The organism is Pirellulales bacterium, from assembly GCA_036490175.1.
Classification (GTDB): domain Bacteria; phylum Planctomycetota; class Planctomycetia; order Pirellulales; family JACPPG01; genus JACPPG01.
This window is the reverse complement of sequence record DASXEJ010000096.1, coordinates 20,288-29,253: the sequence shown is the minus strand read 5'-3', so window position 1 is coordinate 29,253 and position 8,966 is coordinate 20,288. Positions and strand designations below refer to the sequence as shown.

The window sequence follows — 8,966 nt, the reverse complement described above, 5'->3', positions numbered from 1 at the left end:
AGTCAGACCTCATCGACGGCACCTTACTCTTTCGATACATCAAGTTGGCCGGCGGGGCGCCGGTTCTTGCCTTCGCGCATTGTTAGCTTGTCCCCCATGTCGTCGCGTGCCTGCTCGGCATAGCGCAGCAGGCGTGCTACGACGTCCGGATGTTCGGCCGCTACGTTTTTCGTTTCGCCGATGTCGGCTTGCACGTCGTACAACTCCGGCTTTTCCAGCTTGCGCTGCTCGTACGACACCGGTTTGCTGTCGTGACCGCCCGGCCGGCCCGCCAGAGTGCGGTAAGTGTGGGGCAAATAGAGCTTCCAATTGCCGCTCATCACGGCCTGTAGTTCGTTGTCGTTGTAGTAAAAGAAGTAGGCCTCGTGCGGATTCTTGGCTCCTGGTTGGCCGGATAACAGTGGCCAGATATCGAGCCCGTCGATGGGCAGCTTCGGCAGCGGCGCGCCGGTCAATCGGGCGATGGTCGGCAACAGGTCGATCGTCATGGCTGGCTCATTGCAAACGCTGCCGGCGGGAATGCACCCTGTCAGGCGCGCCACGAACGGCTCGCGCACTCCCCCTTCCCAACATGTCCCTTTCCCTTCGCGCAGCGGCCCCGCCGACCCGGCATGGTCGCCGTAGTTCAGCCACGGACCATTGTCGGAGGTAAAGATGACCAGTGTGCGGCGGTCGAGCCCATTGCGAGCCAAGGCCGCTAGAATCTCGCCGACCGACCAATCGATTTCCTCGATCACGTCGCCGTACATTCCTTGGGCCGACTTGCCTTGGAATTTATCACTCACGTGCAAGGGCACATGAGGCATGCTGTGAGCGACGTACAACAGAAACGGACGGTCCTTACTGCGATCAATGAACTTCACCGCCCGCTCGGTGTACCAGGTCGTCAGTTGTCGCTGCTCTTTCGAAGTCACTTCGGGAATGACGACCTTGTCGCCTTCGATCGCCGGCAGATCCGGAAAGCCGGGCCGTTTCTGGGGACTGCCTTTCGTCGCCAGATAGTCGGGGTGCAGCGGCCACATATCGTTCGAGTATGGCAGCCCAAAATACTCATCGAAACCATGATGCGTCGGCAGAAACTGCGGATGATGCCCGAGGTGCCATTTGCCGAAGATCGCGGTGGCGTAATCGCGTTGCTTTACGAGTTCGGCCAGCGTCATCTCGGCAGCGTTGATGCCGATCTTGGCCTGCGGCCCCAACGCCCCTTGGATTCCCAACCGATTCGGATAGCAGCCGGTCAGCAATGCCGTGCGCGAAGCCGAACATACTGGCTGGGCCGTGTAGAACCGCGTGAAGCGAACCCCCTCGGCGGCCATGCGATCCAAGTTCGGCGTGGTGAAGCCCTGCGCTCCGAACACGCCGAGATCGCCATAGCCGAGATCATCGCAATAGATAATGACGATGTTCGGGTGCTCAGGCGGCGGCTGTGTGTCCGCAGCGTTCGCACTGGTCCCGATCGCGCCGGCTAGCAGCAGACCGTAAATCGTAGTGTGCACAACATTTGTCATGGGGGTCTGACCAATTTGCTTCGGTTTCTGGAATCTGTCTCCGCATCGCATCATCGTTCATTTCGTTCGGCCCGCCGCAACTCTCGGCGCGCGGCGTGTCGTTTGGTCTTGTCGGCCTTGCGGTTGGCGGCCGAGGCGTCCGGCGACCCTTCGTCCGCTTGCCCGCTCACATTGGGTGCGTTGTCGCGTGGCAGAAACTTGGCCAGTTCGCGCTTCTTGTCGGCCAGGCTCGGCTCGCTGGCAAGATTTTTCCACTCATAAGGATCTGCAACTTCGTCGTACAGCTCTTCATCGCCATTGGCATAACGAATATAGCGCCACCCCTCGTTGCGTACGGCGTGATTATTGAAGCCGAAGGTGGTGATGCCCGGCTGGTCCCAGGCGGCTTGCGGGTCGCTCAACAGCGATCGAATGCTCTTTCCCTGCACGTGCGGAGGCGTCGCGATGCCGGCCAGATTGGTCAGCGTCGGGAAGATGCTCATAAAATCGACCGTCCGCGCGCAGACTCCGCCCGGCTTTGTCATTCCTGGCACAACCCAGATCAAGGGGGCCCGGGTTGCTTCTTCCCAGAGCGTGAACTTGCGCCAATGTTCCTTCTCGCCCAAGTGCCAGCCGTGATCACCCCAAAAAACAATGATCGTGTTGTCGCGATACGCGCTGCGATCCAACGCGTCGAGCAGGCGGCCAATCATGGTGTCCGAAAAACTGACGGCGGCCAGATATCCCTGCACGGCCTCTTTCCAGCGGCCCGATTCGAGAATCTGACGGTGGTCGCCGCGAGGCTTCGCCATTTGTATGCCGGCCGGTGGCACGTCGGCCAGATCGTCTTCGCGCACCGGCGGCAATTCGATCTTTTCCAACGGATGCATGTCGTAGTATTTGCGCGGCACGAACCACGGCATATGCGGCTTGTGCAGACCGATGGTCAGCAGCATGGGCTTATCGTGCGGCTTGCCCAATTGCTCGATGCCGAACGCAACGCTTTTCCAATCGACCAAATCTTCATCAGCGCAGTCCAGCGGCGCGAAGCGAATGCCGCCCACGCCCGTATCGCCGGTGGGGCTAGGATCGCGTCCCGGCCGTTCGAGGTAATCGTCCCAATCGCTATGACGATCGAACCCACCATGATAGATCTTGCCGGCCCCAGCGACGTAATAGCCCGCCTTGCGAAACGTGGTGGGCAAAGTCAGATCCGCCGCGATCGAGGGTCGCCAGTCTCCCTTGTTGTCGTAGACACCCGTGGTCCAGGGGCGCATGCCCGTCAACAGCGCTACGCGCGAAGGATTGCAGACCGGCGCCGCGCAGTAGCTATGCGTAAACGTCACGCCGCGTGCAGCCAGGCGATCGATATGGGGCGTGATCGTTTGCTTGTTGCGCCCCAGATGGCCCACCCAATGGTTCAAATCATCGACCGCGATGAACAGTACGTTCGGGTGCGTCGCATCGGCGGCCAAAACGTTCGACGCTGCGGCCGTGCACAAAAGCACGGCAACGAAGAGCGCCGTGACGTTCCATGGCGGTAAGCCGGCCACGCAACGAACAACGGCATGGGGCCCGCGGGCGCAAGAGAATGCACGCGTCATGATGAACAGCCTCCTGAAATGCGCCCCTCCGGCAATGCCCGTCGGTGGCGATGATTGCACGCAAAGATAGTAGCTGGCCAGGAGGCCTTGCCAATAAAAGCGAGCTCGACGATCATGAAACTGAACATTTACTATGCCGTTGTCAAGCATTAAGCGCCCCACGGATTGCGGAATTACTCGATGCCATCAGACGCGACGAACCCCCGGCCCGTCGCCCAGCGGGTGCAGTACTTCACCGAGTCCGTGATCCGCGAAATGACCCGGCTGGCTAACCAGCACGGCGCCATCAACCTGGGCCAGGGCATGCCCGATTTTGATCCGCCCGAGGAGGTAAAGGAAGCCGCCTGCCGCGCAATTCGTGACGGGCACAATCAGTATTCGATCACTTGGGGAGTGCCCGAGCTGCGGCGGGCCATCGTAAAGAAGGCCCAGGAATTCAACGGCATCACGTGCGATGCCGACCAGAACGTCACCGTCTGCTGCGGCGCGACAGAGTGCATGATGGCCACGATGATGGCGCTGGTCGACCCTGGCGATGAAGTCATTATCTTCCAGCCGTTCTACGAGAACTACGGCCCCGACGCACTGCTGACCGGCGCCCAGCCCGTTTGGGTGCCGCTGCGCTGGCCCGATTGGAGCTTTGATCCCGACGAGCTGCGTGCCGCCTTCTCGCCGCGCACCAGGGCCATCATCGTCAATACGCCGAATAACCCGACGGGCCGCGTGTTCACGCACGAAGAGCTGTCACTGATCGCCGAATTGTGTCGAAAGTTCGACGCTTACGCCCTCTCCGACGAAATCTACGAATACATTCGCTTTGGCGACACGCCGCACATCAGCATCGCCACGCTGCCGGGCATGGCCGAACGGACCGTCACGATCAGCGGCTTGTCGAAGACATTCAGCATGACCGGCTGGCGGCTGGGCTACTGCATCGCCCCGTCGACCGTGACCGATGGGATTCGCAAAGCGCACGATTTTCTGACCGTGGGCGCGCCGCATCCCCTGCAAGTCGCCGGCGCGACGGCCCTCGCGCTGCCCCAGACCTACTACGACAAACTGCGCAACGACTATGGCCGGCGCCGCACGGTGCTGGTCGATTATCTGCGCCGCGCCGGTTTTGCTTTCCACGAGCCTGAGGGCGCCTATTACATCATGACCGACATCGAAGATTTTCAGTCGGGGCGGAACGACACCGAATTCGTGCGATGGATGATCCAAGAGGTCGGCGTCTCGGCCGTGCCCGGCAGCAGCTTCTATGCGCCGCGCGAGCGTGGCCGGACCAAGGTGCGATTCATGTTCGCCAAGCGAGAAGAGACGCTCCATGCGGCCGGTGAACGGCTCTTGAAAGTGCGCAGCCTGCTCGGGTGATCGATTCACCCCACGCGGCCGGCCGCGACCAATCGGCGGACCGCTCCGCTGGCGCAGGCCGCCTTCTATCAGCGGCGCCTCGCGTAAGTCCGCTACGATCCCGCGGCGCGGACAAAAGTTGCTCAAATAGGACAGCAACGCCCGCGATAAGTCCCCCCGAGGTGGTTGCGGCGCGACGTATAATACAGCATCCTGGCGGACATTCGGCGCCACTGTTACCACCGGATTTTTCGATGCGACCCGAAGACGTGCCGTTCGACAGTCATAGCCTGGCGTTCGCCGAGGGGCTGTATCGCGACTACGTGCGCGACCCGGCCAGCGTCAGCGACGATTGGCGGCGGTACTTTGCCTCATTGGCCAGCCGCGACGGTCGCTTCCTGCGCGAGCCCCGCTGGGGACCCTCGTTCACGCCGCAAAGCATGTTTCACGGGACAGCTCATTCCAATGGCGATGGCGCGACCGACGTTTCCTCGGTGGGTGCCGGCGTGCTGCAAGAACGTGTCGGCCAATTAGTCCGCGCGTATCGCGTGCGCGGTCATCGCATCGCCCGGCTTGACCCGCTGGGCGAACCTCCGCATTTATTGCCCGAGCTCGACCCCGAGTTTCATGGATTGGCCCCGGCCGACCTGGATCGCACCTTTTCAACCCGCTCGATGGGCGGGGCCGACGAAGCCACGCTGCGCGACATCCTCAAGCGGCTGCGCAACACCTATTGCCGCTTCATCGGCGTGCAGTTCATGCACATCGACGATCTGACAGTCCGCGGTTGGTTGCAAGAACGGGTGGAGAGCTCGGAAAACCGCATTCAGCTCAGCCGCGATGAACAACTACGAATTTTCACGTACCTGACGGACGCAGTAATCTTCGAAGAGTTCATCCAGAAGCGCTATCTAGGCGCCAAAAGCTTCTCGCTAGAGGGGTCCGAGAGCCTGATTCCACTGTTGGACCTGGCGATCGAGAAGGCCAGCACGCAGCGGATCGACGAAATCGTCATCGCCATGGCGCACCGGGGCCGGCTCAACGTGCTGGCCAACATCATCGGCAAAAGCCCGCAGGAAATCTTTCACGAGTTCGAGGACATCGAACCGGCCGCCCAGCGCGGTCGTGGCGACGTGAAATACCATCTCGGCTACAGCGCCTCGCGCCCCACCACGGCGGGCCGCAACATGCACTTGTCGCTGTGCTTCAACCCCAGTCATCTGGAATTCGTGAATCCCGTGGCCTCGGGCCGGATGCGCGCCAAGCAAGATCGCGAAGAAGACGCCGAACGGGTCCGCGGGCTGGTGCTGATGATTCACGGCGATGCGGCGTTCGCCGGCGAGGGAGTGATCCAGGAAACCCTCAATCTCAGCCAATTGCCAGGCTATACCACGGGCGGCGCTCTGCATGTCGTCGTCAACAACCAGATCGGCTTTACCACGCCTCCCGAGCAAGCACGCTCGAGCACCTACGCCACCGACGTGGCCAAGATGCTGCAAATCCCCATCTTTCACGTCAACGGCGAAGACCCCGAAAGCGTTGCCCAGGTAGTGAACCTGGCGATGGACTTTCGCGAGCGTTTCCGCCGCGACGTGGTTATCGACATGCATTGCTACCGGCGGCGCGGACACAACGAAGGGGATGAGCCGTCGTTCACCCAGCCATTGTTGTATAAGGCCATCGAAGACCGGCAGTCTGTCAGCGAGAGCTACCTGGAGCGGCTGTTGCTGCTGGGCGAAATCACGGTCGACGAGGCCGATCGCATCGCCAACGAGCGTCGCGAGTTGCTCGAGCAAGCGTTCTCGGCCGTCCGCAGCCGCGGCTACGCGCCGCCGCCACGCCCTCCCGGGGGCGTGTGGACGGGTTATCTCGGCGGCCGCGAAGAGAATATCGACGATGTCGATACCGGCGCGACGCGCGAGCGGCTGGCCGGCCTGCTGACTTCGCTCGCCCACGTGCCGGAGAATTTTCACGTTCATCAGAAGATCGAACGGCTGCTGGCCCTGCGGCGGGCAATGGCTCAGGGAGAAAGGCCGCTCGATTGGTCAGCGGCCGAGGCCCTGGCCCTGGCCACGATCGCGACCGACCACATTCCGGTTCGTCTGAGCGGCCAAGACTGCGAACGGGGCACGTTCAGCCAAAGGCACGCCGTGCTGCACGATTTCGAGACCGACGCCCGCTATACGCCCCTGGCGAACCTGACGGCCGACCAGGCCGCGGTGGAAATCTGCAATAGCCCCCTCTCAGAAACGGGGGTCCTGGGGTTCGAGTATGGATACAGCCTCGACCGGCCGGCCTGCCTGGTGATGTGGGAGGCGCAATACGGCGACTTCGTCAACGTCGCCCAGGTCATTATCGATCAGTTCCTGGTCAGCGCCGAAGATAAATGGAGCCGCCTCAGCGGCCTGGTCCTGCTCTTGCCCCACGGTCTGGAAGGCTCGGGCCCGGAGCACTCCAGCGCCCGGCTCGAACGCTTTTTGATGCTGGCCGCCGAGGACAACATTCAGATCGTACAGCCCTCGACCCCGGCGCAATACTTTCACGTCTTGCGGCGGCAGGTGCTGCGCCGCTGGCGGAAACCGCTCGTGGTGATGACGCCCAAGAGCCTGCTTCGGCACGCGGCCGTGGTCTCGCCATTCGAGGAATTATCCACAGGTACTTACCACCGTGTATTGCCCGATACGGCCGGCACTCCGGCCGCCGATGTGCGGCGCGTGGTCATGTGCTCGGGCAAGATCTATTACGAATTGGCCCAAAAACGTAGCGAGCTGGCCCGCAACGACGTGGCTTTGGTGCGCATCGAGCAGTTCTACCCTTTTCCGTACAAGCAACTGCGCGAGGCCCTGGCCGGCTATCGCGACGGCACGCCCGTGGTATGGGTGCAAGAAGAACCGGAAAACATGGGGGCGTGGTGGTTTTTGCGGGTACAGTTCGGCGACCGGTTGTTCGATCGGCTGCCGTTTTCTGGCATCTGCCGCCGCGCCGGCGCAAGCCCTGCCACCGGTTCGGCCAGCAGCCACCGGCTGGAGCAGGGCGAATTGATTGCCGCGGCATTCGGCGGCGTATGAATTTAGTAAGCCGGCTCGCGCCCGACGGGCCAGAGCCCTGGAAAATAGCGTTGGTGCAGCCACTGCAACGAGGCGAATCATGCCGCTGGAACTGAAAGTACCGTCCGTCGGTGAGTCGATCACCGAGGTGCAAATTGGCGCCTGGCTGAAGCGCGTCGGCGATCCGGTGCGCCGGGACGAGTCGCTGGTCGAGATCGAAAGCGACAAGGCCACCGCCGAGCTGCCATCGCCGATCGATGGCGTGCTGACTCAGGTGCTCAAGCAGCGCGGCGAAAAGGCCCAGGTCGGCGAGACGATCGCCTATATGGAAGAAAAAGGGGCCGCGACAAGTAGCTCGCCAGCCGCACCCGCTGGCAACGCCGCTGAATCGGCATCTTCTCCGGCGTCACCGTCTAACACCCCTACGGCGCCCGCGGCAAAGGCACCGGCTGCGACAGACCACAACGGAACAGCCCCGGCCAAGGCTGAACCACCGCGCGCCCCAGTCGCCGCGGCCAAGCCCACGGCGCCGAGCACATCATCTACGCCCAAGCCGGACGCGCCCGCGGCATCGCAAGAGAAACAACCGATAGCGCCTCCAGCGCCCGCAGCCCCCGCGCGGCGATTGACTCCGGGCGGCGATGCGGGTTCTCGAAAGATGCATCCCTCCACCCGCCCAGCCCGAGCCGGAGGCGAAATCAAAGTCGACACGCCCGCGATCGCGGAGGCCGACGAAGAGGTCGTGCCGATGAGCCTTTTGCGCCAGCGGATTGCCGAACGGCTGGTCGAGGCCCAGCAGACGCAGGCCCTGCTGACGACGTTCAACGAGATCGACATGTCGGCCGTCATGGCCTTGCGCAGCGAAAACCGCGATCTGTTTCAGGAAACCTACGGCGCGAAGCTCGGCTTCATGTCGTTCTTCGTCAAGGCAACTGTCCAGGCGCTGAAGCATGTGCCAGTCGTCAATGCCGAGATCCGCGGTACGGACGTCGTCTACCGCAACCACTACGACATTGGCATCGCCGTCGGCGGCGGCAAGGGGCTGGTCGTGCCCGTGCTGCGTCATGCCGAGCGGCTCAGCTTTGCAGAAATCGAGAAGGCCATCGCCGAATTCGGCCAGCGCGCCCAGAAAAACCAGCTCAAGGTCGAAGAGCTGCAAGGGGGTACCTTCACCATCTCGAACGGCGGTGTCTATGGCTCTTTGCTCTCGACGCCCATCGTTAACCCGCCGCAAAGCGGCATTTTGGGCCTGCACGCTATTCAGGAACGCCCCGTGGCACGGTCGGGCCAGGTCGTGATTCGGCCCATGATGTACGTGGCCCTGACGTACGATCATCGCGTCGTTGACGGCCGCGACGCCGTGACATTCTTGAAGACGGTCAAGGAATGCGTGGAAGAGCCTGCCCGCATGTTGCTCGAACTGTAGACTGCGGCACCAAGGCTCTACGTCTCGCAACATCCGTCGCGCCAGCGGCGGC

At 62.3% G+C, this 8,966-nt stretch carries 5 protein-coding genes; 3 read left to right on the top strand and 2 right to left on the bottom strand.

Annotated features, from left to right (window positions below):
* Positions 1-23: 23 nt before the first annotated feature.
* A complete protein-coding gene (locus VGG64_06970; GenBank protein ID HEY1599326.1) occupies positions 24-1,508 on the bottom strand; it encodes a sulfatase in 1,485 nt (494 codons plus the stop codon).
* A gap of 50 nt (positions 1,509-1,558) precedes the next feature.
* Positions 1,559-3,091, bottom strand: coding sequence for a sulfatase (locus VGG64_06965; protein HEY1599325.1), 1,533 nt, complete (start codon positions 3,089-3,091; stop codon positions 1,559-1,561).
* A gap of 180 nt (positions 3,092-3,271) precedes the next feature.
* Here VGG64_06965 and VGG64_06960 point away from each other — a divergent pair, with 180 nt between their 5' ends.
* From VGG64_06960 to odhB, 3 genes are all read left to right on the top strand, one after another.
* Entirely contained in the window at positions 3,272-4,462 is a 1,191-nt protein-coding gene (locus tag VGG64_06960) for an aminotransferase class I/II-fold pyridoxal phosphate-dependent enzyme (protein HEY1599324.1), read from the top strand.
* Positions 4,463-4,695: 233 nt separating this feature from the next.
* Positions 4,696-7,509: a 2-oxoglutarate dehydrogenase E1 component gene (locus tag VGG64_06955; GenBank protein HEY1599323.1), complete on the top strand. Its 2,814-nt coding sequence runs from the start codon at positions 4,696-4,698 to the stop codon at positions 7,507-7,509.
* Between the two features lie 79 nt (positions 7,510-7,588).
* Positions 7,589-8,914: a 2-oxoglutarate dehydrogenase complex dihydrolipoyllysine-residue succinyltransferase gene (gene odhB, locus VGG64_06950; GenBank protein ID HEY1599322.1), complete on the top strand. Its 1,326-nt coding sequence runs from the start codon at positions 7,589-7,591 to the stop codon at positions 8,912-8,914.
* Positions 8,915-8,966: the final 52 nt, after the last annotated feature.